This is a genomic window from Pseudoprevotella muciniphila (genome assembly GCF_003265305.2).
In the GTDB taxonomy this organism is placed as follows: Bacteria; Bacteroidota; Bacteroidia; order Bacteroidales; family Bacteroidaceae; genus Alloprevotella; species Alloprevotella muciniphila.
Window position 1 is genome coordinate 534,224 of record NZ_CP033459.1, and the last position, 25,993, is coordinate 560,216.

Here is a 25,993-nt window from a genome sequence, read left to right on the forward strand (position 1 = left end):
AATATGACTGGATTATTGTGTTTTGACTGCAACAGTAGGTGGTTGTTGCAGATTTCTTTTTTCTATTTGTTTTACTACTTGTTCTGCCAAATTGCGGAAAGCAATGCCTGTCATTGTCTGGGGATTTGCTGCAACGGGTTCTCCGTTGTCTCCGCTATCGCAAATGCTCTGTACTATCGGAATTTGTCCTAATAGAGGTACGTTCATTTCTTCTGCCAGTTGTTTCACTCCTTCACGTCCGAAAAGGTAGTATTTATTCTGTGGCAGTTCTGCCGGTGTAAACCATGCCATGTTCTCAACAAGTCCGAGTATAGGCACATTGACCTTTTCGTTTCGGTACATGTCAATCCCTTTTCTTGCATCAGCCAGAGCAACTTGCTGAGGCGTTGAAACAATGACAGTACCTGTGATTGCAAGTGTTTGCAGAAGTGTCAGGTGTATGTCGCTCGTGCCGGGGGGCGTGTCTATGATAAAATAATCGAGTTCTCCCCATTTCACTTCCTCGATGAGTTGCTTCAAGGCATTTGATGCCATAGCACCACGCCACAGTGCAGCCGCTTCTGTCTTTATAAAGAACCCGATGCTTAACAGTTCCACACCGTATTTCAGAGCGGGAATCATCATTTGCTTTCCATCAATTTCTTCAGCGTAGATGGGCTCTCCTTCCAAGTGGAACATCTTTGGCACGCTTGGCCCGAAGATATCAGCGTCAAGGAGACCGACCTTGTAGCCAAGACCTGCGAGTGCTACTGCCAGATTGCTGGCAACGGTACTCTTACCTACTCCCCCCTTACCGCTACTAACTGCTATGATATTTTTCACGCCGGGCAGTGCTTTTTCTTCTTCTTGTACCTTTTGGGGATGCTTAATCTTCGTGTTTATCGTAACGTTGACTTCTTTGTTTATATATGCGTGAATTGCAGCCTCTGCCGCTTTTACGGTTGACTTGAGAAACGGGTCTGTACTTCTTTCGAAAATCAGTGAAAAACTGACATTCATGCCATCAATACGAATGTCGTCCTCAAGCATTTCCGACTCTATAATGCTTTTCTTGGTGCCCGGGTATCTAACCTTTGACAAAGTATCTATGATGAGTTGTGGGTATAATGTCATTTTGATATGAATGAGAAAACTATTATCAAAGTTGTTTATGAATTCAAGAATATTGCTCCGAAAATCTGCAAGGACACGAACAAAACTACCGCAATCATATTATATTGATGACGCAATTTTGAGTTCATCTGTGAATATATGGCGAATGCCAGGACATAATACAAACAATAATATCCCATGAGTCGCCTTTGCGTCATGACGGTCGATTGCATATACAGGAAGAGTACGCCTATGATGACTTGCATCTTAACCGAAAAACGGATGTCTGACTTAAAAAATGCAGATAGTTTACGATTGAATGCCAATCCGCTCAATATTACAACAGTCCAGACGTTGAAGAACGCGGAGAACACTCTTGGGAATGCCATGATGTTACGCGCTTCTGCTCCATACTTAACTGTTACCACAGGTTGCAAAACGCTCCAAAACGGAAGAGGTTGACACGCATTGTAAAAAATGGACAAGAAATTTCCTATCACGGGAATACTGTTAAGCCTGTTGACGATGCCGGAACTTGTCTCTACTTCAACAAGATACACCTCGTGGTTGGTATCGTATATTTCTTGTATCTGACTGAAATAATTAAAGAAATAGCCTACAATAAAAAGTCCCGCAAAGGCACTTATGGCAATCTGATATTTGTTTTTAAGTTTTGTGGCGAAAAGATAGACCGGTATGCACAATGCCAGGAACAATCCGGATTCCACACGGAACAATATGGTGATGACTATAGTAATTATCAATAGAATGAGCCGTATGTAATTCTGCTTCTCTGATAACGATATATTTATAGCAATAAGATACAGCAGAAGTATATGGAAGTCTCGAAGGATAATAGATGAATAATAGAAAACAATGGAGAAGAGACAAATCAGCAGTGTGTATTTCAACGCTTTTTTATGGATATTGAAGCGCTGAAACAACTTGAAAATCATGATACCCACAAAGGGGTACAGGAACAGTATTGATACCTGTATGCTGAAATATATGTCTGCGCCTACCGATTGCCCTAACATTGCCCAGGGTACTGTGTAGAGCCAATAGGCAGGTATGTCCTGACTCAGGATTTCATAGTCTGTAAAGATATCCTTGAATACCTTAGATATGCTTCCATTGGAATACCTGACGAACTCTTCCACGTATGGCACATAGTAGTTTATGGAGTCGAACGAGAAAAGCCATTTGAAACCGTTCAGTTCCATATATGTATAGCATGCCAATAAATACGCAGCGCCTGCAAAAAAGAGTACGCAGAATAATTTACGCATGTCTGCCCTGCCTTCACTTCTGAAACTTAAAAGTTCAAAGATGACAAAACCTATGACAAATGCTAAAAGTAATATTATGAGATTTCCTAACATGCTACTTCAATTTCTTTTTTTTATCACACGACATGGATTTCCTACCGCCACAGAATATTCGGGCACATCCTTAGTTACCACGGATCCTGCTCCTATGACCACTCCTCTGCCTATGGTAACACCATCAAGTACAACGCAATTTGCACCAATCCAGACATCATCTGAGATAGTGATGCCTTTGTTGGTAACGCCCTGTTGCTTTATGGGGATGTTTATGTCAGAAAAATTATGGTTGGCACCGATTATCATGCAATTTGGCGCTATTGCAACGTTGTTTCCTATGCTGAATTTGCCCCTCAGCACAGAATTCCTGTTTATTGAAACATTATTGCCTATTGTGGAGACAGAATCTGTCAGGTTCCGGACTTCTACGTTATTGTCGAGGCTAATTATCTTACCAAACTCAACATGCCCTCTGATGCTGACGTTCTTGCCAAAATGGACATGTTGATTCTTTCCAAAATGTATGATATTTTTAATATAATCGCGCAGTCTGCCTATTATGCTCATTTAATGCTTCTGTTATTCCTTTTCAGTTGTTGAAAGTACACAAAAATACATCGTACAAAGATAGTACAAAATCGCTAAATATGGTGCATAGAGAAAAACACTCTTAATTGTATTCGTAAAAACTTACTTGAAAATGGTTTTAAAGTCAATCTTTTTTGCAAAATATTTAGCGCCTCCTTCAGAAAGATGCCGAGTGTCTTGACTCATAAATTTATGGTCATCTGAGAAAACTACAACTCTACCATCATCCACAACAGACAAACTTAGTAAATCAATATATTTGTCTCCCCATTCTTTTTTCATAAGATTATTTATCAAGAAGTAAGTCGGTTTTATCTTAATGGTCTGTTTGAAATAGTCAGGACGATAACGATTCTTATACATAATACCATTGCTCTCACCAAAATTCTTTGTACCAATTCCCCACACATCAGCATTGGGCTTTATGTTGTCCCAAATATACTTAGGAACATTATGCTTCCAATCAAAGATAAAAATATAATCAGCATGACTAATGCGTGGAATATATATGCTGTCAATCTTATATATGTAAGACAAATTTATCTTATCTGCCATTTCTGATTCGAGCAAAATGTTTCCCCAATCACGAGCAAAACTGTGCCCAATAACAACGACGTTCGTCTTGCCGTTGTTTAATGGAAAATCTTTGTCATAAGCATATATACGGTCTACGTAATCTGCATGCATATTACGATGTACGTTGTTCATTTGAACATTTAATTCTGGAACATCACGAACGACTCCTGCGTGCATAAATATCGCAAAAGCAACGCCATTAATAATCGTGAATGCAAAAATGGCGATGACTCTACTTCTCTTATTTATTTTTACTTTCTTTTCCACGAAACGGTAACTGATATACGATATGACAAACACTACAACAAGGAATACGATAATAAAGAATGTTGTAAAGTCATTAGAAATAGAATATCGATAGAATGCTAATAGTGGCTGATGCCAAATGAAAATGCTATAACTCATTATACCCAACTTGCAAAAGATCTTCATATTGATTAATGAAGAAATAAGTTGACTTCTGATGTTGTTACAAATAACAAATAAGATAGTTAATAGTACTGTTGAAAGCAGGAGAATTTCCTGAGGTATTAAGCTTTTATTATTCGTTATAATTCCCATTACAGGGCTATACTCGCTTGTTTGTCCTTCAACATAAATAATGCTCACAAACATTAATAGTGCTAAAAATATAAAAATTAATGCACTCAATATTCTATTTTCATAAATAGTTCCTTTTCGCTGACGAGCAATCCAAATACCAGCTAATCCTCCAGACGCAAGTTCGTAGAAACGATAATGAAGTAAGTAGAACTTTTCGCCCACTTTAGCTGATGGATTACAATATAGTAGTAAGGAGATAAAGGACAGAATTACAATAGCGATGATGAAATATTTGTAAAAGTCAATGTGAAGTTTTTTGCACAACCATTTAATAAACAGCGCAATAAGTGGTAATGTTAAATAGAATTCAAATAGGATACCTATGTACCATGTATGCATCAGAGGTTTGTAGTCATTACTAACATCCCAATAATTTTTAGTTGTTATCGATGCAAGTATATTATTTGAAAACAAGTTGGTTCCTATAACAGATTCACTTAGATTCTCGTAATCGTCGGGCAACATGCTCCAATAACCCACAAGAAGTGATAGACCTGTGGCAAGAAGGATTAATGGGAGCAAACGCATTATTCGTTTCTCCATAAAGGAAAAGTAATGGAACTTTCCATCTGCCACATCTTTAGTAACTCTTGGCATTATAAAGAAACCATTAATCACAAAGAATGCATCAACACCAAGATAACCACTGCGGGAAATTCCCATGTGATATAAAACAACTGCAATAATAGCGATTCCCTTTAGCAAATCAAGGTCGTTCCTATGATTAAGCCTAAAACTTTCCATGACGTATTATTTCTGTAAGTTATTCAAAAAACCGAGTTAAAACCATAAAATAAAGTGAGTTCGACATAAGAAAATGTCGAGAATAAATTACAGAATTGAGATTATAATTATATCTTTATTTCTAAAAATCAAATACTAATAATCCCAACTCCCTTAACAACTGCAAATTTAGTGGAAATTTATTGTATTGTTGACAAATTCAATAAAAATTTCAATCAATCATAGGCATTTCTGGAATAATCCAGGCATTCCCTTGCACTCAGCATAAGATAGTTTGTCCGTCGTAGGCAAGAAGTATGTTTTCCGGGAGGTGGTTTGATTGGTCGGCATGCAGGCAGGCATCATGGTTGAGGTGGGTAATGTAGGCATGTTCTACACTTAGTTCTTGCGCGATTCTGACCGCTTCCTGTATGGTATGGTGCGTTGGGTGCGGTGTGAATCGCAGACCGTTGATAATGAGTGTTTTTATGCCTTGCAATAGAGCGAGATTGTCGGGCGAGATGGACTTCATGTCGGTGATGTATGCCATGGTGCCGATTCTATAGCCGAGGATGGGCAGTTTGCCGTGCATGACTTCTATGGGCAAGACTTCAACCCCTTTGATATTTAGCGGTTGCCCCGCCATAGCCCGTTTGACGGAGATATGCGGAATGCCTTGTCGCAAAGGATCTTCAAAGCAATAGGGGTACATTCTTCGGAGTGCCCCTTCGGTGGTTTTGTCGCAATAGATTTGTGTCGTTCCGAATTTATTGAACGGCCGCAGGTCGTCGATGCCTGCTATGTGGTCGTAGTGCAGGTGCGTGAGCAGGATGGCATCTATAGGCTTGAAAGGTAAAGACAGCATTTGCTCGCGAAAGTCAGGTCCGCAGTCGATAAGTATGCGTATATCCTGTTCTGTTTCGATGATGGCAGAAGAGCGCAGTCGTTTGTCATGCGGATCGGCTGAAGTGCATACAGGACATTTGCATCCTATCACGGGCACTCCTGTGCTCGTGCCTGTTCCGAGAAAAGTGAGTTTCATATACTGCCTATCCGATGAAATTGACTTCGGGGTGTATGTCTGTTCCGAAGCGTTCCTTGACGTCTTTTTGTATGGTTTGACAAAGCCGGACGATGTCTTCTCCTTTCGCTCCGCCATGATTGACAAGCACGAGTGCCTGCTTTTCATACACGCCTGCAGGTCCAAGTCGTTTTCCTTTCCATCCGCATTGCTGAATCATCCAACCTGCGGGAATTTTCACACCGTTTGGTGCAGGATAATGAGGCATTTCCGGATATTGGGACAAGAGTTCTTCGAACTTTTCCTGCGGCACGACAGGATTCATAAAAAACGATCCTGCATTGCCAAGCACTTCGGGTTCCGGGAGTTTGCCTTGTCGTATGTCGATTATGGTCTGACGAAGGGTTTGTGCATCCACATTGTCTGCAATACCCCTTTTTTCGAGTTCGTGCCGTATTGATCCATAGTCGAGATTTGGACGGAAAGATTTTGACAAACGAAAATCTACGGAATAGACCGCGAATCGCCCTTTGAGTTCGTTCTTGAAAATACTCTGCCGGTAGGCATAATGGCATTGGTCATTCGTCAGCGAAGTTTCTTCTGCCGTTTTGAGATTGACGAGGTTTACCCTGACAATAAAATCCTTTACTTCGCTGCCGTATGCGCCGATATTCTGCACTGCCGCTGCGCCCACTTCACCTGGTATGAGCGACAGATTTTCTAATCCATAATAGCCCGCTTTCGTACAATATGCCACAAAATCGTCCCAAGTGATTCCCCCTTCCGCTCTTACGATGACTTCATCGCCTTGTTCGGAAATGACATCCACTTTTTTTGCTGCGCTGTGAAGTATGCAGCCTTTGAAATCATTGACAAATAGCAAGTTACTTCCTTTGCCTATATGTAGCAACGGGAGTTCAGGATGATTATCTGCGAGCCGGCTTATGGCATCTTTGAGTTCTTGCAACGAGGCATATTCAATGAAAAGAGCAGATTTTGCTTCAATTCCGAACGTATTGTGCTTCAATAGTGATGCGTTTTCTTCAATTGTCATACCTTTATAGAAATATTTGAAGCAAAATTAAGGTTTTTTGTTGAGTGGCACGGCTATTTGGCGATATTTCTTTACCTTTGTGCGTTCAAAAAAGAACTACAGCATATTATGTTAGAAAAAATACAAGAAGTACTCAATAGTCTTTCCGACTTGAAGGCATCGAATGCACAGGAACTTGAGGCCATCCGCATCAAATACCTGAGCAAAAAGGGCATCATCAACGACCTGATGTCTGAATTCCGCAACGTGGCAGCCGACCAGAAACGCGAGGTGGGCATGAAAATCAATGAGTTGAAGACGGCTGTACAGGACAAGATCAATGGACTGAAACAGTCTGTATCGACACAAGAGGCTGACCAGAGCGACCTCGACCTGACACGCACACCCTACCCCATTCGCCTGGGCACTCGTCATCCCATCTCTTTGGTTCGCAACGAAATTATCGACATTTTCTCGCGTCTGGGTTTCTCCATAGCCGACGGTCCCGAAGTGGAAGATGACTGGCACGTCTTTTCGTCACTCAACTTTGCGCCTGACCATCCTGCCCGCGACATGCAGGACACATTCTTCGTGGAGCAACAGCCTGACATCGTTCTCCGCACACACACAAGTTCGGTGCAGAGCCGCGTGATGGAGACGACCGAGCCGCCCATCCGCGTAATCTGCCCGGGCCGCGTTTACCGCAACGAAGCCATCTCGGCACGCGCACACTGTTTCTTCCATCAGATTGAAGGCCTGTACATCGACAAGGACGTGTCTTTCACCGACCTCAAGCAGGTGCTTCTGACATTTGCGCGCGAGATGTTCGGTGCTGACACGAAAATCAGGCTTCGCCCGTCCTATTTCCCCTTCACGGAGCCAAGCGCAGAGATGGACATCAGTTGCAACATCTGCGGCGGCACAGGATGCGGTTTCTGCAAGCACACCGGTTGGGTGGAAATTCTGGGTTGCGGCATGGTGGATCCCAACGTGCTTGAAGCAAACGGCATCGACAGTAATGTTTACAAAGGCTACGCCTTCGGATTGGGCGTGGAGCGCATCACGAACCTGAAGTATCAGGTGAGCGACCTCCGCCTGTTCTCCGAAAACGACGTGCGTTTCCTCGACGAGTTCACTGCGGCACATTAGCCTCTGCTACGCTTAATACATATACGCCCAACGTAAATACACTTTGCGGGTGTGTCAAAATTAAAGAAGTCGCCTAAAGGCGAGAAATCCTGCAAATCTTTACAAATTATACAAATAAAATAATTGTCTGATAATCAATTTGTAAGATTTGATGAGATTTGTAAGATTTCTGCGCGACAGCGCACTCAATTCTTTTTGACACGCCCTCATTTTTAAAATTGACATCTTATGCAAGCCATGATATTTGCAGCGGGGCTTGGTACCCGCCTGAAACCACTTACCGACCGTATGCCGAAGGCGCTCGTACCCGTGTGCGGCAAGCCCTTGCTGGCTCATACCATTGAACGATTGAAAGGTGCCGGCGCAGACGAGATAGTGGTGAATGTTCATCATTTCTCACAGCAGATTGTGGATTATCTGGCGACACATGACTTTGGCATTCGCATAAAAATCTCGGACGAAAGCGACCGGTTGCTCGACACGGGTGGCGGCCTGCGAAAGGCTCTGCCGCTGTTCAGCCGTCAGGACAAACCTGTACTTATCCATAACGTGGACATCTTGAGCAACATACCGCTCGAGGACTTCTATGCTTCACATCAGGAGAACGATGCCACTCTGCTCGTTAGCGAACGGCAGACATCGCGCTACCTGCTCTTCGATGACAAAGACCGCCTTGTGGGGTGGACCAACATCAGCACAGGCGAAGTGAAGACGCCTTACAAAGACTTGGACGTGGCAAGTTGCCGCAGATATGCCTTTTCCGGCATTCACTGCTTCTCACCTCGCCTGGGCAGACTGATGACGGACTTACCTGACAAATTTTCCATCATCGACTTTTACCTCTCTGTATGCGACAAAGCCGTTATCAAAGGGCATTTTCAGAAAGACTTGCGGCTGCTTGACGTGGGGAAACTTGACAGTCTTGAGCAGGCGGAGGCGTTCTTGGAAGGAATAATCTAACCACAAATTACACGAACAACACGAATTTTTAGGCTTAAAACGAATTGAGTGCGCTGTCGCGCAGAAATCACACAAATCTAATCAAATCTAACAAATTGATTTTCAGATAATTATTTTTTTGTATGATTTGTAATGATTTGCAAGATTTCTCGCCTTTTAGGCGACTCCTTCATTTTTGATTCCTTTACGTAGCTATTTGGAACGCGGAGGACGCGGTAATCGAGTTTACTCGCTTGCAAAGCAAGAATTACGCCAACCTTGTCGCCGGATATTGAATTTTTGCCTTCGCTTCGCTGGGCGATGACACGAAAGTTCCGACAAAAAAATTATCCACTATCGACTGCTAACAGTTCTCCACGTATGCCCATGTAATTGCCCATGAATTTTCTTTAAAAACGAAATCGAGCAGGAGGATTTCGGTTTCCTTCTACTCGATTTTCATTAGTGTTCAGATTTTTGTCTGAAGGAGCCGTTGATTATGGGTTCGATGCTTATGTCCTTTATTTTACCCACACTTTCTTGCCATTATGTATGTATATGCCGGAGGTCTGTGGTTTTGCGATGCGTCTGCCTTGTAAATCGAACCAGACATCGACAGATGGAGTTATCTGAACACGCTCTATGTCTGTGCTTTCGTTCAGATAGCCCAGGAAAGTATTATAAGCGCTAAGGAGTGCATCGTATGTGGATTGCGTAGCGACATTCGAATAGATTTCTGAGTTCGCTGCATTGATGCAATTTTGCAGGTTTTCTACAACTTCCTTAGGCACCTGTGGTTTTTCATCGTTCCCTTGCGGGTCTGTTCCAGTTCCTTCTTGCGAGTCCGTTCCTAAATTGTATATGCGCAGTTCTCCCAAGCACCAATAGGCATGGCCGTTAATGTCATGGCCGTTACTATAACTTCCCAAAGTGCTGTTTTGCACACTGATGCGTATATAACGATATTTTCCGCCCAGGTCTATCGAAAGCAAGCCTTTACCATTACTATCATACGTTAATGTCGCCGTCGTTATTTGTTCCCAACTTCCATTAACATTGTTTGTTGCATAAATCGTTATATCTTTGGGATTAACATAACCTGAAGTGCTACCGCGTGCACCATATTTCAAAGCGATGCGTTCCACCTCCACTTGTAAGTCGATTTGCAGATAATGGTCTTCATCAGGGGCATCCCCATTACCAGATCTCCATGTCGTATGGAAGAATGTGGTTTGTTTGCCATCCAAAAGTGCTTCATACGACCCTTCATTTGTGGCTTTGGCATTAGAAGAGAGTTGCGATGCCGATGTCAGAAGCCCTGTTGGCGGAGTAGTGAATGCAGCCTTTGATAAACTATCCACGTTATTGGTTATTGTACCACCTGAAGTTGAACCGCCATTGTTTGAATTGTAAGATGTAATAAGCGAGTCGGACTTTATTCTTAATTCAAGCATATCTTTTAGAAGCGGATCTTCTGGTAAAGCAGTAAAACTGTAGAATTTCTTCCATTCACTCGCAGATTGATATGCGCTTATACTATTTTTAGGCACATAGAGTTTGCATTCCTCCTTATTTATATCTTGAAAAACATTTGAAGCGCAATTAGGGGGGAATGTTGCATAACACTCTATACGTCTTATTGCATTGCAAGAATAAAATGCTCCTGTACCTATATAGCCAACGGAGTTTCCAAAAGTTACAGATGTCAAACTTGAGCAAGCTCTAAAAGCTTGAGCTCCTATCGTCGTTACTGAGTTGGGGATTGCGATTGATGTTAAACTTTTACACCCGTAGAAAGCATGATAATCTATAGTTTTGACGGAGTTTCCTAAAGTGACAGATTTCAGATTACCGCAACTATAAAATGCATTCTCTCCTATACTCGTGACTGAGTCTCCAATGTTGGCAGATATCAAACCTGAGCAATTAGAAAAGACACTTTGACCCATGGTCGTAACAGAATTGGGTATTATAATGGAAGTAAGGCTTTTGCATAATGCGAAAGCTCTATCTCCTATACTCTTTACAGAGTTTGGAATAGTTACAGATGTTAAACCTCGGCAATCTTTGAAAGCATCAGAACGTATGCCTGTAACCTTTACAGTCTTGCTCCCTATTATAATTCCTTCGGGGATAACTACTTCACCTGAATATTCATGATATTCATCATAAGAACTTCCTCTATAAGTTACTATTAATTCTGTTTGATTATTGCTAAAATTATAGTAAATGCCATCGACTTCTATGTCGTGAGCAGAAATAGGTATGCCGCAGAGGATGGACGGCAATAGCAGTAAAAGTAATCGTTTCATAATCGTTTGATATTTGTTTATTAGTTGTTATTGATTATCTTATTTTGAGTTTTGGTTTATTTATTTGGAACTTTCAAAATCTGAGCCGTCTATTTCAGAAACTGTCTTCTCGATTATTTGGGCATTTATTCTATTGGCAAAGTTCATGAGCGTCTCGCTTGGTTTTGGATCAACAATAAATACAGGTTTATGTTCGTAATCAAAATTATCTACTATATATTTATTGATTTCTTTGTCTTTCCCTCCATAGCCTATAATTATCAGTTTCTCTGCATTTTTAAGATTACACTTGAAATTGCAAAATAACTCTTGAAAAAAGAAATCATTATATCTAATCGCCTTTGTTGTTCCTGTAAGAAAATCATAATGTCTTTCTGATTCAGAATAGATAAATTCTCCTTTATTTTCATCCTCCATATAAAGTTGAGTGATGTTTATGCCTTTATTTGATTTAAGATAAGCAATTTTACGAGATATCCCATCAACACCCTTTTTATAAAAGGGAACATAATTTACACTTCCATGAAGTTTGTATAAATTGATGGATGCCTGATTATAGTTATCAGTGGTATATGCTTGTAGTCTGCATGTATACTCAAAACCGTTACAGCAAAATACTCCATAATACTTAGATCCATACTCTTTAAAACCATCATTGACTTCTGTATTGAGTATGTTAGAGAATGACTCAAAAAGCAAGTCGTGATTCAATGTGTGTACATCGACAATGTAATCTTTAACAAGTGATGTAATAAAATCTATAAAACAGTTATAGTTTTGCTGAAATTCACAACGAACAGAATCTACGTTTTCATAATATTGCCTACCCTTCCTATCTCTAATAAGGTCCTGCACAATTTGGTTATAGATATTCAATAAATAATCTACCAAGGTTTCTTTCTCGATATTTTGATTGAGGTCTTTTTTGAGGGTGTTTGTGTATAATTCCCCATCAAAATAACAGCCTGAAGATAAATAATCGTAAAATTTCTAATAGTCAAATTTTTCTTTGCTTTTAAGATATTCATTCATCAAGGGCAATAAAAATTCAAAACATTTTTGATGGTCATCTCTATGTGACGAATTAGGATTCGCATAATGAAGAATACCATTAGTAAAAGCAATAGTCTTATTACAAATAGACTGTTGAACCTTACAACTTAGACAACTGCCCATAGGGTAACCTAAAGGTACAGAAAATCCTGCACCTAATAGCATGGATATACGCTTTCTACCTTTTATAGGTTTTTGTTTTGAGAAATCTTCAACATCAACGTCATTGATTGTTTGTACTTTATTATTTAAAAAATGTTCCATTGTCTTTGTATATTATTAGTGTATGACAAATATAGTTTTATTGGAAAAGATTAGGTACCATGGAAACAATGAAAGGTACGAATGTTGTTGTGCAGTGTATGAAATGTCATATTTTACTTTCATTTCTGTTTGTATCTCTGTTTTTACTATGATGCGATTATTCTTTGAAGGGTCTTGAAATGTACGGATACAAGAAAAGCGTGAAGATTTGTTTGTTCATTCTCTCTTGGTATCGCCAAACACCTTACCGAAATGAACTAAGTTACAACTTCCTCACGCTGTAAGTATATAATTCTTCGTAGCACGAGGATGCGCCATGAAAACATATACTACAGATGAGCGTTAATAAACTTGATCCCTCGGTTGTTGAAATTGGCGATTTCAGAGAGAGGATAAATCAAAAAACGCTTCCTTGTTCGCAGTTTTCTCCCTGCGATGTGGCAAAGTTAATAAAAAAGAACCATGAATTATTGATTATTTAACCACGAATTTCACGAATGACGCGAATTTATATGACAATTCTCCATATCTTAATGGATTAGGAAGTTTACATGAATTACCATGAATTATCATGAATTCTTACATGGGCAAGCGAGCAGAGCTCGAGTGACCATGAATTTTCTTTAATTTTGAATCTATTTTCTTTAATTTCTGCCCTTCAGGGCACTCTCTTAGTCGTGCTGCGCACGAGAAATGGCCGGAAAATTGTTTTAGAATTATTCAAAATTTTATTTTCCATTTGTCTGAATGTGAATCATATTGAGTGCGCTGTCGCGCAGAAATCTTACAAATCTGTCCAAATCTAACAAATTGAATTTCAAACGATTACCTTGTTTGTGTAATTTGTAAAGATTTGCAGGATTTCTCGCCTTTAGGCAACTCTTTCAATTTTGACACCATAAATTAATTAATAACTCAAGTTTCTCTACGTATGCAGCGAGATTAAATAAAATGCTTATATTTGCAAACAAAAGTTCCATATGCCCTAAGTAGCGATGCTTAGTGGAAGATGCGAGTGTCCCACGTGGAGGCTGGTGTTTTTTAAGAACTTTCGGGTGCGCTAAACGCACCCGTTTTCATTTATATCGGGATTTCTTTCGTAGCTTATATTGGAACGCGGAGGACACTGTAGTCGAGTTTACTCGCTTGCAAAGCAAGAATTACACGAACATTGTCGTTGAATATTGAATTTCAGCCGTCGCTTCGCTGGGCGATTACACGGATTTTTATGACAGTTATCTATGTCTTAATGTATTGGGAAGCTTACATGAATTACCATGAATTATCATGAATTCTTACATGGGCAAGCGAGCAGAGCTCGAGTGACCATGAATTTTCTTTAATTTTGAATCTATTTTCTTTAATTTCTGCCCGTCAGGGCACTCCCTTAGTGAAAGTAAATCATAATGAAATGAGTGTGCTGTCGCGCAGAAATCACACAAATCTATTCAAATCTAACAAATTGATTTTCAGATAATTATTTTTGTATGATTTATGAAGATTTGCACGATTTCTCGCCTTTAGGCGACTTCTTCATTTTTTGATTTATTTTTTCGCAATAGTATTTTGGAACGCTTAGTTTGGCAAATTATTTGCATAATGTAAGTTGATTAACCTATTACATATATGAGACAGATACCTTTAGAAGATTTTTTCAGGAACAGTGAGCGCACGGGGTTTCAACTTTCGCCTGACGGGGTGCATATTGCGTACGCAGCACCGTATAAGGACCGCATGAATATCTTTGTGGAGCGGACGGACGGTACGGGTGCGGCGTTCCGGCTTACTTCTGAGACAGAGCGCAGTGTGGGTGGCTATATGTGGGCTGACAACGAGCGCATACTTTTTGTGAAAGATGACGGTGGCGATGAGAATTTCCATTTGTATGGCGTGAACCTTGACGGCAGCGACCTGCGTTGCTATACGCCTTTCGATGGTGTGAGGGTTTTCATCGTGGATGAACTGGAGGACGTTCCTGACGAGATACTGATTCAGATGAACAAGCGTATTCCCGAGATTTTCGACGTTTACCGCCTCAACCTGCGCACTGGCGAGATTGAGATGGTGGCAGAGAACCCGGGTAACATTCAGGGCTGGATGACGGACCACGACGGGAAACTTCGCGTGGCACTCGCCATCGTTGACGGGGTGAATACGCAGTTACTCTATCGTGATACTGAGGCAGAAGGTTTCCGTCCCGTGCTTACCACGAACTTTAAGGAAAGCGTGAGTTTCCTCGGTTTTACGGCAGATAACCGTGATGTGTATGCCGCTACAAACTTAGGCAGAGATAAAACAGTTTTAGTTCTGATGAATCCTTCCACCTGTGAAGAAAAAGAAGTGCTTTATCAGAACGACCGCTACGACATCTCCAGCATGGCATATTCCCGGCGCCACAAAAAACTGCTTTCTGCCTCCTACTATGGACACGACCGTCCTTACAGACACTATTTCGACGAGAACGAACGCAAATTCCGCGAACATATCGAAAGCCATTTCCCAGGCTACCGCGTAGGTGTGGCAGGTTGCGACAAGACTGAAGAGAAGTATTTACTCTTAGTAGGTAGCGACCGAACACGCGGTACTTATTACTTTTACGATTCTCTGAAAGACGAGTTCAGGAAGATTGCCGACACTGCACCTTGGATAAAGGAAGAGGAGATGGTGGCGATGCATCCCGTGAGTTATACATCGCGCGACGGCTGGACGATAGAGGCTTACCTTTCACTACCGCATGGCTACACACTTGAAAATGCGAAGAATCTGCCAGTTGTGGTTCACCCTCACGGCGGACCTTGGACGCGCGACCATTGGGGATTCTCGTCAGAGGTACAGTTCCTTTGCAATCGTGGCTATGCCGTGTTTGAGATGAATTTCAGGAGTTCTTCGGGCTACGGACGTAAATTCATGGAAGCGGGCTATAAGCAATGGGGGCAGGACATTCAGAACGACATCACAGACGGTGTGGAATGGCTGAAGTCGGAAGGCATAGCCGACCCGAAGCGCATTGCCATATATGGCGGTAGTTTTGGCGGTTACGCAGCTTTGGCGGGTGTGACATTCACGCCTGACCTTTACTGTTGCGCGGTAGATTACGTCGGTGTTTCAAACCTGTTTACGTTTATGCAGACGATACCACCCTACTGGAAGCCCATGCTCGAGATGATGTACGAACAAGTTGGCGACCCAGTGAAGGACAAGGAGATGATGGCAGCCTATAGTCCTGCGCTCCATGCAGACAAGATTAAAGTGCCACTATTGGTGGCTCAAGGCGCTAATGATCCCCGTGTAAACAAGGCTGAAAGCGACCAGATGGTAGCCGCCTTGCGTGAGCGTGGTATAGAGGTGGAATACATGGTAAAAGACAATGAAGGACACGGCTTCTCCAATCAGGAAAACCGCTTCGACTTCTATCGTGCCATGGAACGGTTCTTCAGCAAGCACCTTGGGTAAAGGGTAAATAAAGGCTTAGAGACAGAAAAAAGTAGAGCCTAACAGACTCTACTTTTTTCGTTATAATTTTCAGTCAGGTTTATTCCCATCCGAGTGCGCTTGCACCAAGCACTCCGGCTTCACTGCCCTTGAGCGTGCTGACCAGGAGTTTTGCCTGTCCTTTGTAGATATTAAGGATGTCATCGTCATAAGCCTTTGCGATGGGATCCATAATCCAATGTCCTGCCTTTGTAAGTCCACCGAAGAACACGAAAGCCTCTGGCGCATTGAACAGAGCATAGTTAGCACAAGCTTTTCCGAGTATTGTTCCAGTATATTCAAAGATTTCCTTTGCAATTTCACAACCTTGCTCTGCAGCATTGTAAACGTCGAGAGATGTGATCTTCTCCGGGTCGATGTCGCGCAACGGGCTTGGTTTATCGCTCTTTTCGAGCATAATTCTTGCAGTTCTTGCCACACCTGTTGCAGAACAGTACGTTTCAAGACATCCTGCACGTCCGCAGCCACAAGAGCGTGCTTCTGCAGAACGGTCCACTATGGCATGTCCGAGTTCTCCTGCAAAGCCATCACTGCCGTAAACAACTTTTCCATCTACAACGATACCGCTTCCTACACCGGTGCCGAGCGTAATCATGATGAAGTTTTTCATACCTCTTGCCACGCCGTATGTCATTTCGCCGAGCGCTGCTGCATTAGCATCGTTCGTTACACGACAAGGAACGCCGAGCGCTTCTTCAAATAGTTTACCGATGGGCACTACACCTTCCCAAATCAGGTTTGCTGCATATTCGATATTGCCGGTATAATAGTTGCCGTTTGGCGCTCCGATACCCATACCTTTTATTTTGTCTATGCCGCCTACCTCTTCAATGCATGGCTGTAAAGCCTCCACTGCCGCTTTTACGTAGTCATTTACATCGGGATATGCTTTTGTTGAGATAACTGTTTGTGCCACGATGGTTCCTCTTTGGTCGACGATGCCGAAGACGGAGTTTGTTCCACCCATGTCGAGACCTATTACATAAGGCTTTTCGATAGTTTGTTGGTGCATGCTTTTTGTTTTTTATGGTTTTCGATTTATTCTTTCTTTTGAATGTTCAAAATTACACAATTCTGTTTTATTAGAGTTGATTGTCGCTAAAAAGTTTAGGAAATTTCTTTCAGAGTGTGATTTTTCCGAAATCCTTGTCGAGGATAGACATTTCTTTGGCAAGCCCTCCTTCAGATGTCTCACGATAGAGCGACGGTATGTCCTTGCCTGTATTCTTCATCACGGCTACCGTTTTGTCGAAAGAAACGCGATGCACTCCCTCTGCGAGTGTGGCATAGATATTGGCATCGAGCGCTCGCGCTGCAGCATGAGCATTTCGTTCGATGCAAGGAATCTGCACAAGTCCGCATACGGGGTCGCATGTCATGCCGAGGTGGTGTTCAAGTCCCATTTCTGCTGCATATTCCGTTGCAGCGAGCGATCCTCCGAACACATAGTTTGCTGCCGCCGCCGCCATGGCGCAAGCCACTCCCACTTCAGCCTGACATCCCGCCTCTGCACCGCTGATGCTACCGCGTGTTTTTGCTACATTACCGACGAGACCGGCTGTGGCAAGGGCGTGAATCATTCGTGCGTCCGAAAAGTTGCGACTGGTCTGTATGTGATAAAGCACTCCGGGCACTACTCCGGAACTACCGCAAGTTGGTGCCGTTACCACTTTCCCACCTGATGCGTTTTCTTCGCTTACTGCGAGTGCGTAGGCAAAGACGAGTCCCCGCGTTTGCAGGTTGGGGCTGTACCCCATGGCTTTTACATAATAGTGTGGTGCCTTTCGCTTGAGATGCAGGTCGCCAGGCAGCACCCCTTCGTGGTGAAGACCTCTGTCAACACACGACTTCATAACCTCCCACACCTCGGTAAGATAGTCCCATATTTCGGGCCCCTCGCTGTAGTTGACGTACTCCCAGTAGGACATTCCTCTTTCGTCGCACCATCTTGCTATTTCTGACATACTGTCCAGTTCATAGACATCAGGAGTCTCGACATGTTCCAGATAGTTTGTGCCTTCTTCTTGAAGTGCACCGCCTCCAACACTGTAGACTTTCCACTGGTCGTATGCTGTTCCATCGTCGCGTACCGCCTCGAAGAGCATTCCGTTGGGATGGAATTCGGGGACTATTTCCGATTTCCATACTATTGTGGTGCGTTCTTCTCCAAGCGTATCGATGATGGCTTGATCCGTTAAGTGTCCTTTTCCTGTTGCAGCGAGTGAACCATAGAGTGTAACTTGAAACCTGCTACATTCAGGGTGTTTTGAGCGGAAAATTTCCGCGGCTTTTCTGGGGCCCATGGTGTGTGAACTGCTGGGACCGTATCCTATTCTGAAGAGTTCTTTTAATGATTTCATTGTCGGTGTCCGTGTTTTGAATTGTTGGGTTATTTTCCCTTTATAATGCCCTTGCGGTAAGCATCGAGGAGTTGTTTGAGATCTTGTATCTGAAGTCTTAGTTCTGCGCCTTTATCAGTATCAGCCACCATTTTCCTGTGCCCTGTCATTTCTACAATCTGTGTGGTTGATCTGATGTCTATTCCACGTTCTATGGCATCGGCTGTTGATGAGAAAGGCTCGTGTTGTACGAGTTCGAATCCGCGGCTATGGTAAACGAGCGTGTATCCTGCGATACCTGTTGTTTCGTGGAATGGCGCGGCAAATCCGCCATCAATGACCATTAGTTTTCCGTTAGCCTTGATTGGATTTTCGCCTTGACTGACATGAACCGGAACATGCCCGTTAATGATATGCTTATGTTCGCCCACGACTCCGAAATTATCTAGGATTCTGTCGCAGACTGTTTCATCGTTCCGCAATTTGTAATAGTTTCCCTTTATTTCTTCGTGTGGTTGCTTTTCTGCTATGAAATACCTTTCGAAGGTAGCCATTTTTGATTTATCGAACAGCGGACTATCAGGTCCACACCACAGATACCAGATGTAGTCAGCACCTTTTTTTCTTTCCTGTTTAGTTGCCTGATGGTCAAAAGCCAATCTTACCATCTGTTCCACTCGCTGCATAAGCGTTTTCCCCGCAACTTTTTCTCCATCCACAACCACTTGTTTCAGCGTTCCGTCTTCGTTGAGCGGCACTGATGCATGGAAGAGCAAATTTGAATTGTAGATACCATACATTGCACCTTTTCTGAGAAGGTAACTGATGTGTTTTCTGAGTCTGTCGCTCATTTCGAAACTATGCCTCAGCCGTCGCATCATCATAGCCTCTCCGTCAGAGAGTTGGCAGGGATTATCAGGATTTACCGTTGGAAGGAAAGTGTCCGTCAGTTGATAAGAAATGCCATCGACTTCTACCGTATTGTTTTGGAAATTGATTTTCTCAAGTAGGTTTCTGTTTTGCATACCCCATTCCGGATGTGCCTTGTAGAGTTGCCCTTCAAGTTTGAAACCGATGACAGAAATAGCCTTGTGCATCTGTGAGAGAAGGCGAAGGTCCTTCTCGGAGAGTTTTCTTCCTATGGATTCAGTTCTTGGAATGAAGGCTTCGCAGGGGTCGTCTGCATAAGTTTCCATGGCGAATGTAGCCAGCGACATGAGGCTGATGCCGTATCCGTCTTCGAGTGTACGTGTGTTGGCATACCTGAGTGACAGTCGCAACACTGTGGCTATGCAAGCCAGATTTCCGGCGGCTGCACCCATCCAGAGCATATCGTGGTTTCCCCACTGTATGTCGATGTGGCGGTAGTTGGACAGGTTATCAAGAATGAGATGTGCACCCGGTCCTCTGTCAAAGATGTCGCCAAGAATGTGGAGTTGGTCGAATGCAAGTCGCTGAATGAGATAGCACATTGCTGTGATGAATTGGTCAGCACACCTTGTTTCTATGATTGTCTTGACGATACCGTTGTAATAGTGCTGTTTGTTGTGGCTATCGCTGCTTTCGTGTAGTAATTCCTCTATTATATATGCAAAATCCTCCGGCAGACTTTTTCTTACCTTTGACCTCGTATATTTCGAAGACATATCCCGACAAAGCGGTATCAGCCTGTTGAGCGTCAGTTCATAGAATTCATCAAGATTATCCTCTTTCTGCTTGATTATTTCAAGTTTTTCTTCCGGATAGTAAATAAGTGTGCAGAGTTCTTTTATCTCTTCTTCTTTCAATTCATTCTGAAAGCGTTCCTTCACCTTCCTTTTGATGTTTCCCGACGCATTTCTGAGCACATGCTGGAATGCCGCATTCGCTCCATGCAGGTCTGCCATGAAATGCTCTGTCGGTTTTGGAAGCCGCAAGATGGCCTCCAGATTGATGATTTCGCTTGTAACTGATGATATCGTAGGAAATTGACTCGCCAGGAGTCGGAGATACCTCAAATTATCTTTCATGGTTATATCAGTTGATGTTGTGAGTTCATACTTTTTCGATGGCTTCAGCGTGCAACCACCCTTCCTTTTCATCCGGGAGACGTACAAGGATAAAGCCTTCTTTGTTTTTTTCTGTCAGCAAGATGACAGTAACCCCTTCGTGAAGATTATTCTGCACCTTTGCTTGGGTTGACGGACTGTCGTACACTTTCTCATCCTTCATCAGGACAGCCTTTTGCGTATTTGAAGCCTCGTGCGCCTGCATTGCAGCGAATACGTTGAATGTCAGCAGCATTATTGTAAAGAAAATCATGGAAAAGAACGCAGTTTTTCTCCATCTGACGCTTGATAATAATCTGTAACCTGCAAAGGATATCAGCATAAGCACCAGTGCTACTATAGCCCATCCTCCCCATGCCCTGGAACTCTTTGACGAGATAACTTCAGACAGCCACGTGATAAAGAAAAGCCCCTCCGGTTCACCAAATCTGTCCTGCAATTTTGCATTGCACACCCGAAGATTGAAGTCTGCCACATCGTTTGACGCATCGACTTTCAACGCTCGCTGATAATTGAGTATGGCTTTGGGCATATTTTTGTTACGATAGTATGCATTGCCCAGATTAGTGTATGCAGCCGTAGTTGGTGCTGTTTTCAGCACTTTCTCGTAGATTTCTATTGCTTTTTCATAATTCTTTGCTGCAAGTGCGGAATCACCCGTTTCTTTGGTTTGTGCTACTGCCACAACTGCAGTTATAAACGCTAATATAGTGAGTAGTTTTTTCATTGCTTACCGTTTTTATTTGCGTTTATCAATTTGTTCATGATGTCATTCGCCTTCAGGAGCATTTCATCCTTCGTGATGTTCGAAATAACACCCGAAAAGCGCACTTGTTCACATTCATCGAGCATACCCAGCAACTCGCTTCTGAGCGCTGGTTCCACGTTGTCTTCAGTCAGAAGGTCTTCTATTTTCTGCTTACTGATTTCGCCCACGCCAATGTTGTAGTGTTCTGCAATATACACTTTGAATGCTTTGAGAATTTCAGCGCAGAAGATATCGTCTTTTTCGTTTAGTAATTGCTCGGCTTTTCTTAGTCTGACAGACGCTTTCTTCCCCGATTTCCGTCTTCTCCAGCCTTCTGCATCACTACGTATTTCCAGATTCTTGCCAAGCCATTTATAGACCCATACGAATGCTGCGATGATTGCCAGAAGAAGGAAGATGTAGAGCGGTGAGCCCCATTTTGGCAGCAGGTGCTTAGGCTCGTCCTGCGGTTCTGATATGATGTCGCTACGCATCAGTTCCAACTCCTTATCCACCTCGCTTGCCGAACGTTCTCCCTGCTTGATATTGAGCGGGATAGCCTGCAAAGCAATAGTGTGGTAGGTCTTGTCTGCGGGGTCGAAATAGACAAAGGGCGTTTCAGGTATGGTAAAATTCCCCACTTCTCTGGGCACGAACCGGTATTCAAATACCACGTTTCCTGTGCAGCCCGCATCATCTGCCTTAGAGTTGTCCGTGATGCGCGGTTCGTATGTCTCGAAGGATTTCGGGAAATTGATTTTTGGCGGTGTAATCAGTTTCAGATTGCCAACACCGGATATAGTTAACCGATAGGTGCCAAGTTCATTTGTCTTTGGGGGACCACCTACAATTTCAGCCTTTGCCTGAAGTTGTCCGACAGCCCCTCCGAAAGCAACAGGACGTTGTGGCAGGGGTTGCACATTGATTTGTATGTCCTTTACTTTTCGCTCCAGCACACTTGGTGTTGAGAAGAATGCTCCGAACGGATCTGCCGGTTGCACTTGGCATTGGAATGTGATACCCGGTATGGTTATGGTGCCTGTCTTTTGAGGGAAGATAAGTGTTCTCTTTACTATGCCTGTCTTGAATGGTCTGCCTCCGATATTTTCTTGTGTAACATCCGGGGTTTTGCTTTCATTTTCTATATCGATGGTAACCATATCCTTGAAGTCGGGCGTTTGTCCGGTACCCACACTCAGCCCCAGATTCTTTCCGCAATAGAACCGGTAAGTGAGTAACACCGCCTGCTGTTCATAAACAGTCGTTTGGCTCGCCGTTACAGTGAAATAGAGATCTCGCTCCGTCACTTCCGAACTTAAGGAAGAAGACGGTGGCATTGCCGAAGGCGGGAACATGCCCTGCTGCATAGAATGTGGTGTCTGCGCCGGACTTTGATTTGCAGCCGAGTTGTCCACTTTTATGGACAGACTTTTGGTCTGCACGAGGTGTCCCTGTATATTGAAATTTGCCGGTGGTATGTTATAGGTCCCTGCAGCAGTGGCAACGAGATAGATTATATATGACACTGAGCGACTACTACTTACATTACCATTGATGATACTCGTGCTCGATTCCTCTTGTCGGGAAGGACCACCTACGACAGTCAATCCTGCCGGCACATGCGGCGCAGAGAAACTTTCCACGTTAGCATTCCTCACCGTATAGACTATGGAAAAATCTTGATTTTTCCCCACCCTCTCCGGTGCCTGAACACTTATGGACTGGGTATATGAAGAGAGTGGTGTCAATAGAGTCAACAGGACTAAGAGAAGCCTTCTGACACTCATCGGCACAGACCGCGTTATTGCATTGCTATGCGTTTCTGCTGTAGTGTATATCGTTATCAGTTTGTTCGGCATAATCATCAGTTTGTAGTACCACCATTTCGTGTTACCAATTCTTTTCGAGCCCTGTCCTTCCGCGTGGTATTTTGTTAAGTTTGTCGCGTGTTTTCTGCTCCTCCTGCCTCGACAGGTTCATCATTTGCTGCGTTTGTGGGCTGACAGGTTGCTTTTCCGGATTATTCCTTTGTTCGTTTTGGTTTTGTTGCTGGTCCTGTTTCTGGTCTTGCTTGTCTTTATCTTGATCTTTATTTTCGTTCTTGTTTTGCTGATTTTGCTGCTCCTGTTGGTTCTGCTGATTCTGCTGTTCCTTTTTCAACTGATACTGACAAAGTGCAAGGTTATAACGTGTGTCTTCATCTGAAGGATTGTTTCTCAGCGCCTCTTTGTAATACTCTATGGCTTGTTGTAACTCTTCTTGCTTCTTGTCCTTTTCCTTTCCTGCCTGCATTTGATGGATTACCCCCAGATTGTGGTTAGCGTATGCCTTCAGAAGTTGAGTTTTTTCAGTTGAAGGCTGCTTATTGCTTTTTGCAGCATTTTGCAAATATCTTTGCGCATCCTCGGTGTTGTTTTTTGAGAAATTTACATTTCCCAGATTGTAAAGGATATATGGGTTTGCCGTATCTTTTGCGAGTGCCTGATGATATATTTTTTCCGCCTTGTCGAAATCTCCTGACCTGAAAGCCCTGTTGCCCTGTCTGACGGATTTCCAGAAAGCAGTTTGTGCAGATGCTGAAACAGACAGCAATCCAAGCACCATACAAAGACATATATTTTTGACAGCGAATTTCATTATATCTTGTGTTTTATTTCGTAAACAATCTGAATTTTCTGTAGAATGGATTTTTTGTCTCAAAGATGAGAAATTCTGCAACGATGAAGAAAAGTGCCAGAATTGCGAAGGCGATGAACTGCTCGTTGTAGGTGTCGTATGCAGTTATTGCCGTATCGTGCTGCAACTTATCTATTTCGTTTTGCAACTGTTGAAGGGCGTTGTTTGAGTTGTCCACGTGTATGTACTTTCCGTTGCCTTCCTTTGCCACTTGCTTACAGATTTCCTCGTTTAATGCCGTGACCACGACCTGTCCGTTGTTGTCGGTCATTGGGCCGTCACCTTGCGGTATGGGTGAACCTTCTGTGCTTCCTATTCCGAGGACATAGACGTTACGGTTATCGTCTGCGGCTTCCTTTGCTGCTTCTAATGCATTTTCCTCATGGTTTTCTCCATCGGTAATGACAACTATTGCTTTTCCTACTCTTTTGTTTGCAGTAAAACTATTGTTTGCCAACGATATAGCCGCAGCGAGATTCGTACCCTGTATGCTCACCATGTCTGTGGTTATGGCATCGAGGAACATCCTTGCCGAAACGAGGTCGTTCGTTATAGGCAGTTGCGGATAGGCTTCTCCTGCAAACACGATTAGTCCTACTTTGTCGTTCTGCATTCTGTCAATGATGGTTGTTGCAAGAATCTTAGCCTTTTCGAGCCTTGAAGGCTGTACATCACGCGCCAGCATTGAGTTGGAAACGTCCACCACGAAAATGGCTTCTATTCCTTTTTTTGTATCCTTTGTTGTCTGCATTCCGAACTGTGGCCTCGCCATCATGAGAACTATCATGGCTAATGCCGACGTCATGAGTGCAAACTTGGTGATGTATCTTTTTCTTGAATATTCCTCCACGAGTCCGTGCACGAGTTTGCGCTCTCCGAATCGTTTCATGCGTTTACGATAGGCGAAGAGTGTAAGCAGCCATACCACGATGAAGGCGGGTATCAGCAGGAGTGCGTAGAGGTATTCCGGATTTGCAAATCTAAACATATTATCTGTTGAGAATAGTCTGTTATGGAAGTCTTCTGAGCCACGTCAGCCTCAAGAGCATTTCGAGCGTAAAGATGATGAGTGCCACGAGCCCGAAGAGTTGATAGGCTTCGTATCGCTTGTTGTAGTTCGTTGTTGTCAGTTTCGACTTTTCCAGTTGGTCTATATCTTTATATATTTCACTCAATTCATCAGTGCTTTGAGCTGAATAATACAGTCCTCCCGTCTGTGCAGCGATTTCTTCAAGCGTGTTTGTATTGTTCACCCCATTGGCTGTTGTGTCATTGTCGAGAGGTTCTGTATTTGACTGGTTTTCGTATCCCGGCACACCTACCGAAATGACATATATTCTTATTCCGAGGTTTTTCGCCATTTCCGTAGCCGTGAGTGGTGAGATGTTGCCGGTATTGTTTTCCCCGTCGGTCAGCAGTATGACCACTTTGCTTTTCGTATGGCTTCTTTCGAGATGAGTAACGGCATTGGCTATTCCCATGCCTATTGCCGTGCCCGGCGCGATGACACCTTGGCGCTGCAGGTTGCAATTCACCCTGACGAGAAGACTGAGCAAGGCTGCATGGTCGGTGGTCAGCGGGCATTGTGTGAACGCCTCGCCTCCGAAGAGAGTCAGACCGATGTTGTCGTTTGGCCTGTTTGAGATAAATTCTGTTGCCACATTCTTTGCCGCCGTTATTCTGTCGGGCGTAAGGTCTTGGTGCAACATACTGACAGAGATGTCCATTGCCAACATAATATCAATGCCTTCCTGCTCGTTTTTCGATATAGCATTTCTCGTTTGTGGTCGTGCCAGGACTATGACGATGAGTATGAAGACAAGCATTCTCAGGAAGAAAGGCAGATGCACGAGCATGGTTTTCATCGTTACCGGAAGTTTCCTGAATGGCGCGGTTGTTGCCATTTTTATGGTCGGCTCATGCTTCCTGAGACGTGAGAAGTGCCACCACACCATAGGGATGAGGAGCAGTAACAATAACAGATATATAGGATTGGCGAGTGTCACTATTTA

The 25,993-nt window shown here is 43.2% G+C and carries 20 protein-coding genes and 1 pseudogene; 3 read left to right on the plus strand and 18 right to left on the minus strand.

Annotation, left to right across the window (positions count from 1 at the left end):
• Positions 1-12: 12 nt before the first annotated feature.
• From C7Y71_RS02215 to murB, 6 genes are all read right to left on the minus strand, one after another.
• The gene (locus C7Y71_RS02215; RefSeq protein ID WP_111898893.1) at positions 13-1,113 is read right to left on the minus strand and encodes an Mrp/NBP35 family ATP-binding protein; all 1,101 of its coding nucleotides are present in this window, start codon (positions 1,111-1,113) and stop codon (positions 13-15) included.
• A gap of 35 nt (positions 1,114-1,148) precedes the next feature.
• Positions 1,149-2,474: a hypothetical protein gene (locus tag C7Y71_RS02220; RefSeq protein WP_146739459.1), complete on the minus strand. Its 1,326-nt coding sequence runs from the start codon at positions 2,472-2,474 to the stop codon at positions 1,149-1,151.
• Between the two features lie 6 nt (positions 2,475-2,480).
• Complete coding sequence (locus C7Y71_RS02225) at positions 2,481-2,984, minus strand: DapH/DapD/GlmU-related protein (protein ID WP_111898895.1); 504 nt, start codon at positions 2,982-2,984, stop codon at positions 2,481-2,483.
• A 123-nt stretch (positions 2,985-3,107) separates the two neighbouring features.
• The gene (locus C7Y71_RS02230; RefSeq protein ID WP_111898896.1) at positions 3,108-4,928 is read right to left on the minus strand and encodes an acyltransferase family protein; all 1,821 of its coding nucleotides are present in this window, start codon (positions 4,926-4,928) and stop codon (positions 3,108-3,110) included.
• A 259-nt stretch (positions 4,929-5,187) separates the two neighbouring features.
• Positions 5,188-5,949 carry an MBL fold metallo-hydrolase gene (locus C7Y71_RS02235; RefSeq protein ID WP_111898897.1) on the minus strand — a complete coding sequence of 254 codons (762 nt, stop codon included), beginning with the start codon at positions 5,947-5,949 and terminating at the stop codon, positions 5,188-5,190.
• A gap of 7 nt (positions 5,950-5,956) precedes the next feature.
• Complete coding sequence (murB, locus tag C7Y71_RS02240; RefSeq protein ID WP_111898898.1) at positions 5,957-6,982, minus strand: UDP-N-acetylmuramate dehydrogenase; 1,026 nt, start codon at positions 6,980-6,982, stop codon at positions 5,957-5,959.
• Positions 6,983-7,090: 108 nt separating this feature from the next.
• Between murB and pheS the strand changes: the two genes are divergently transcribed.
• On the plus strand, positions 7,091-8,110 hold the full coding sequence (gene pheS / locus C7Y71_RS02245; RefSeq protein ID WP_111898899.1) for a phenylalanine--tRNA ligase subunit alpha: 1,020 nt from the start codon (positions 7,091-7,093) through the stop codon (positions 8,108-8,110).
• A gap of 228 nt (positions 8,111-8,338) precedes the next feature.
• On the plus strand, positions 8,339-9,070 hold the full coding sequence (locus tag C7Y71_RS02250; protein WP_111898900.1) for a nucleotidyltransferase family protein: 732 nt from the start codon (positions 8,339-8,341) through the stop codon (positions 9,068-9,070).
• Positions 9,071-9,570: 500 nt separating this feature from the next.
• On the opposite strand, the gene C7Y71_RS11955 is transcribed toward C7Y71_RS02250, so the two are convergent.
• The 4 genes and pseudogenes from C7Y71_RS11955 to C7Y71_RS02265 form a co-directional block, all read right to left on the minus strand.
• A complete protein-coding gene (locus tag C7Y71_RS11955; RefSeq protein ID WP_226943592.1) occupies positions 9,571-10,503 on the minus strand; it encodes a discoidin domain-containing protein in 933 nt (310 codons plus the stop codon).
• A 138-nt stretch (positions 10,504-10,641) separates the two neighbouring features.
• Positions 10,642-11,361 (minus strand): annotated as a pseudogene (locus C7Y71_RS12200) (leucine-rich repeat domain-containing protein); the annotation flags it as partial.
• 60 nt (positions 11,362-11,421) lie between these two features.
• The gene (locus tag C7Y71_RS02260) at positions 11,422-12,252 is read right to left on the minus strand and encodes an SIR2 family protein (protein WP_193215944.1); all 831 of its coding nucleotides are present in this window, start codon (positions 12,250-12,252) and stop codon (positions 11,422-11,424) included.
• Positions 12,253-12,351: 99 nt separating this feature from the next.
• Positions 12,352-12,678 carry a hypothetical protein gene (locus C7Y71_RS02265; RefSeq protein ID WP_111898903.1) on the minus strand — a complete coding sequence of 109 codons (327 nt, stop codon included), beginning with the start codon at positions 12,676-12,678 and terminating at the stop codon, positions 12,352-12,354.
• A 1,626-nt stretch (positions 12,679-14,304) separates the two neighbouring features.
• On the opposite strand from C7Y71_RS02265, the gene C7Y71_RS02270 reads away from it, so the two are divergent.
• Complete coding sequence (locus tag C7Y71_RS02270) at positions 14,305-16,131, plus strand: S9 family peptidase (RefSeq protein WP_111898904.1); 1,827 nt, start codon at positions 14,305-14,307, stop codon at positions 16,129-16,131.
• Between the two features lie 79 nt (positions 16,132-16,210).
• Here the strand turns inward: C7Y71_RS02270 and C7Y71_RS02275 are convergent, their stop codons facing one another.
• The 8 genes from C7Y71_RS02275 to C7Y71_RS02310 all read right to left on the minus strand — a co-directional run bounded on the left by C7Y71_RS02275 (position 16,211) and on the right by C7Y71_RS02310 (position 25,987).
• Complete coding sequence (locus tag C7Y71_RS02275; RefSeq protein WP_111898905.1) at positions 16,211-17,182, minus strand: ROK family protein; 972 nt, start codon at positions 17,180-17,182, stop codon at positions 16,211-16,213.
• 109 nt (positions 17,183-17,291) lie between these two features.
• On the minus strand, positions 17,292-18,530 hold the full coding sequence (locus tag C7Y71_RS02280; RefSeq protein ID WP_111898906.1) for an L-serine ammonia-lyase, iron-sulfur-dependent, subunit alpha: 1,239 nt from the start codon (positions 18,528-18,530) through the stop codon (positions 17,292-17,294).
• Positions 18,531-18,559: 29 nt separating this feature from the next.
• Positions 18,560-20,518: a fructose-1,6-bisphosphatase gene (locus C7Y71_RS02285; protein WP_111898907.1), complete on the minus strand. Its 1,959-nt coding sequence runs from the start codon at positions 20,516-20,518 to the stop codon at positions 18,560-18,562.
• Positions 20,519-20,543: 25 nt separating this feature from the next.
• Entirely contained in the window at positions 20,544-21,284 is a 741-nt protein-coding gene (locus tag C7Y71_RS02290; protein ID WP_111898908.1) for a tetratricopeptide repeat protein, read from the minus strand.
• Positions 21,281-23,164 (minus strand): BatD family protein, encoded by a 1,884-nt coding sequence (locus C7Y71_RS02295; RefSeq protein WP_193215945.1) that lies wholly within the window; start codon positions 23,162-23,164, stop codon positions 21,281-21,283. Before C7Y71_RS02295 ends, C7Y71_RS02290 begins: the two co-directional genes overlap by 4 nt.
• 31 nt (positions 23,165-23,195) lie before the next feature.
• A complete protein-coding gene (locus C7Y71_RS02300; protein WP_193215946.1) occupies positions 23,196-23,909 on the minus strand; it encodes a tetratricopeptide repeat protein in 714 nt (237 codons plus the stop codon).
• A gap of 46 nt (positions 23,910-23,955) precedes the next feature.
• Positions 23,956-24,969, minus strand: a complete 1,014-nt coding sequence (locus C7Y71_RS02305) for a vWA domain-containing protein (RefSeq protein WP_111898911.1) — start codon at positions 24,967-24,969, stop codon at positions 23,956-23,958.
• A gap of 22 nt (positions 24,970-24,991) precedes the next feature.
• A complete protein-coding gene (locus tag C7Y71_RS02310) occupies positions 24,992-25,987 on the minus strand; it encodes a vWA domain-containing protein (protein WP_111898912.1) in 996 nt (331 codons plus the stop codon).
• Positions 25,988-25,993 lie beyond the last annotated feature (6 nt).

Coding starts and splice junctions, on each gene's coding strand:
- C7Y71_RS02270 (WP_111898904.1), top strand. CDS start 14,305: ATGAGACAGATACCTTTAGAAGATTTTTTCAGGAACAGTGAGCGCACG.
- C7Y71_RS02280 (WP_111898906.1), bottom strand. CDS start 18,530: ATGAAATCATTAAAAGAACTCTTCAGAATAGGATACGGTCCCAGCAGT.
- C7Y71_RS02275 (WP_111898905.1), bottom strand. CDS start 17,182: ATGCACCAACAAACTATCGAAAAGCCTTATGTAATAGGTCTCGACATG.
- C7Y71_RS02215 (WP_111898893.1), bottom strand. CDS start 1,113: ATGACATTATACCCACAACTCATCATAGATACTTTGTCAAAGGTTAGA.
- C7Y71_RS02300 (WP_193215946.1), bottom strand. CDS start 23,909: ATGGTGCTTGGATTGCTGTCTGTTTCAGCATCTGCACAAACTGCTTTC.
- C7Y71_RS02250 (WP_111898900.1), top strand. CDS start 8,339: ATGCAAGCCATGATATTTGCAGCGGGGCTTGGTACCCGCCTGAAACCA.
- C7Y71_RS02295 (WP_193215945.1), bottom strand. CDS start 23,164: ATGCCGAACAAACTGATAACGATATACACTACAGCAGAAACGCATAGC.
- C7Y71_RS11955 (WP_226943592.1), bottom strand. CDS start 10,503: ATGCTTGAATTAAGAATAAAGTCCGACTCGCTTATTACATCTTACAAT.
- C7Y71_RS02290 (WP_111898908.1), bottom strand. CDS start 21,284: ATGAAAAAACTACTCACTATATTAGCGTTTATAACTGCAGTTGTGGCA.
- C7Y71_RS02265 (WP_111898903.1), bottom strand. CDS start 12,678: ATGGAACATTTTTTAAATAATAAAGTACAAACAATCAATGACGTTGAT.
- murB (WP_111898898.1), bottom strand. CDS start 6,982: ATGACAATTGAAGAAAACGCATCACTATTGAAGCACAATACGTTCGGA.
- C7Y71_RS02230 (WP_111898896.1), bottom strand. CDS start 4,928: ATGGAAAGTTTTAGGCTTAATCATAGGAACGACCTTGATTTGCTAAAG.
- C7Y71_RS02305 (WP_111898911.1), bottom strand. CDS start 24,969: ATGTTTAGATTTGCAAATCCGGAATACCTCTACGCACTCCTGCTGATA.
- pheS (WP_111898899.1), top strand. CDS start 7,091: ATGTTAGAAAAAATACAAGAAGTACTCAATAGTCTTTCCGACTTGAAG.
- C7Y71_RS02235 (WP_111898897.1), bottom strand. CDS start 5,949: ATGAAACTCACTTTTCTCGGAACAGGCACGAGCACAGGAGTGCCCGTG.
- C7Y71_RS02220 (WP_146739459.1), bottom strand. CDS start 2,474: ATGTTAGGAAATCTCATAATATTACTTTTAGCATTTGTCATAGGTTTT.
- C7Y71_RS02285 (WP_111898907.1), bottom strand. CDS start 20,518: ATGAAAGATAATTTGAGGTATCTCCGACTCCTGGCGAGTCAATTTCCT.
- C7Y71_RS02225 (WP_111898895.1), bottom strand. CDS start 2,984: ATGAGCATAATAGGCAGACTGCGCGATTATATTAAAAATATCATACAT.